Genomic DNA, 2074 nt, shown 5'->3' with positions numbered 1-2074 from the left:
GCCGCCCACCCCACCACACCCCTCAGGAGTGCCATGAGCGCGCCCGCCGTCGACCTCGCCCGCGCCGTCCCCGACCTGCTCGGGCGCCCCGGCCCCGCCCGCGCCGTCCAGCGCCTGCGCGGCGGCTCCAAGAAGGGCGTCTACCGCCTGGCTCTGGACCAGACCACCGTCATCGCCTACCTGTGGCACGACAGCGAGGACTACTGGCCCGCCACCGCGCACGGCGCCGACCCGGCCGACCCCTTCTCCCACGCCTCGGGCGCCGACCTGTTCACCGCCGCCCACCGCGCCCTGACCGACCTGGGCGTGCGCGTCCCCCGCCTGTACGCCCTGGACACCAGCGGCGCCCACCACCCCGGCTGCCTGGCCGTCCTCGAGGACGTCCCCGGTCCCACCCTCGAAGAACTCCTGCACCGCGACCCCCGCGCCGCGCGTCCGGTCCTGGACCGCCTGGGCCGCGACCTGCGCACCATGCACGCGAGCACCGACACCGCCTTCGGCAAGGTCGCCCACCTGGACGCGGGCGGTGCCGCCGACGCCCCCTCCTGTCACCAGCTGGTCCTGGACCGGGCCCTGACCGACCTGGACGAGGCCGCCCACCGCGACCCGCGCATGCGCCGGAGCCGTGAACGCCTCACCGCCACCCTGCACACCCTGGCCGCGCGCGTGGAACCCCGCCGCGAACACGCGCTCATCCACGGCGAACTCGGACCCGACCACGTCCTGGTCGACGCCCAGGGTGCCCCCGTCCTGATCGACATCGAGGGGCTGATGTTCTTCGACGTGGAGTGGGAGCACGCCTTCCTGCGCCTGCGCTTCGGCGGGCACCACCCGCGCCTGGCCACCCGCCCCCTGGACACGGCCCGCACCGCCCTGTACGAACTGGCCCTGCACCTGTCCCTGGTCGCCGGTCCCCTGCGCCTGCTCGACGGCGGCTACCCCGACCGGGCCCTCATGCTCGGCATCGTCGAGCACAGCCTCCACATCGCGCTGGCCACCACCGCCTGACACACTCGGTACCCATGGACGACACCATCACCGACCTGTGGAGCACCGACACCGTCTGGCTCAACACCGCCCAGTACGGCATCCCGCCCCGGCCCGCCCACCAGGCCCTGGCCGACGCCGTGCGCTCCTGGCACACCGCCACCGGGAACCCCGCGGCCTGGGGGCGCGAACTCGAACAGGCCCGCGTCAACCTCGCCGCCCTGGTGGGCGCGCCCGCCGACGACCTCACCCTGGGCGCCAGCACCGCCCAGATCGCCGGGACCATCGCCGCCAGCCTGCCCGACGGCGCCCGCGTCCTGGTTCCCGAGGGGGACTTCGCCTCGATCGTCTTCCCCTGGCAGGCCCAGGCCGACCGCGGCGTCACCGTGGAGGCCGTCCCCCTGGACCGCCTGGCCCAGGCCGTGGACGCGCGCACGCACCTGGTCGCCTTCAGCACGGTGCACTCGGCGAACGGACGCCTGGCCCCCACCGGCGACATCGTCGCGGCCGCCCGCGCCCACGGCGCCCTGGTCGTGGCCGACGCCACCCAGGCCGCCGGATGGACCCCCCTGGACGCCACCGTCTTCGACGCCCTGATCGCCTCGGCCTACAAGTGGCTCATGGCGCCGCGCGGCCTGGCCCTGGCCTACCTGTCCCCCGGCCTGCGCGCGCGGCTGCGCCCCAACAACGCCGGCCCGGCCGCCGCCCGCGACACCGCCTCGGCGATGTACGCCGCCCGGATGGACCCGGCGCCGACCGCCCGCGCCTTCGACACCTCGCCCAACTGGTTCGCGGCCGTGGCGGCCGCAGCCTCCAGCCGGGTCCTGCTGGAGGCGGGCCTGGAGAGGGTGCGCGCCCACAACACCGCCCTGACCGACCACTTCCGCGCGGCGCTGGGGCAGGAGCCCGCGCACTCGGCCATCACCAGCGTCGACCTGCCCGGCGCCTCCGAGCGCCTGGCCCGGGCCGGGGTGGTGACCACCGAGCGCGGGGGCCGCACCCGCCTGTCCTTCCACCTGTACAACACCCTCGACGACGCCGAGCGCGCCGCCAAGGCCCTGCTCCAGCCCTAACACGGGGGGCGCGC

The 2074-nt window shown here is 75.9% G+C and carries 2 protein-coding genes; both read left to right on the top strand.

What is annotated here, in order from left to right:
• The first annotated feature begins 33 nt into the window (after positions 1-33).
• The gene (locus tag DQW06_RS10775) at positions 34-1008 is read left to right on the top strand and encodes a phosphotransferase family protein (RefSeq protein ID WP_117198381.1); all 975 of its coding nucleotides are present in this window, start codon (positions 34-36) and stop codon (positions 1006-1008) included.
• A gap of 14 nt (positions 1009-1022) precedes the next feature.
• Positions 1023-2060, top strand: a complete 1038-nt coding sequence (locus DQW06_RS10770; RefSeq protein WP_013153017.1) for an aminotransferase class V-fold PLP-dependent enzyme — start codon at positions 1023-1025, stop codon at positions 2058-2060.
• The last annotated feature ends 14 nt before the right edge of the window (positions 2061-2074 follow it).

The sequence above is a fragment of the Nocardiopsis sp. TNDT3 genome (assembly GCF_003427465.1).
GTDB classification, from domain to species: Bacteria; Actinomycetota; Actinomycetes; order Streptosporangiales; family Streptosporangiaceae; genus Nocardiopsis; species Nocardiopsis dassonvillei.
This window is presented reverse-complemented; position numbering and strand designations above follow the sequence as displayed.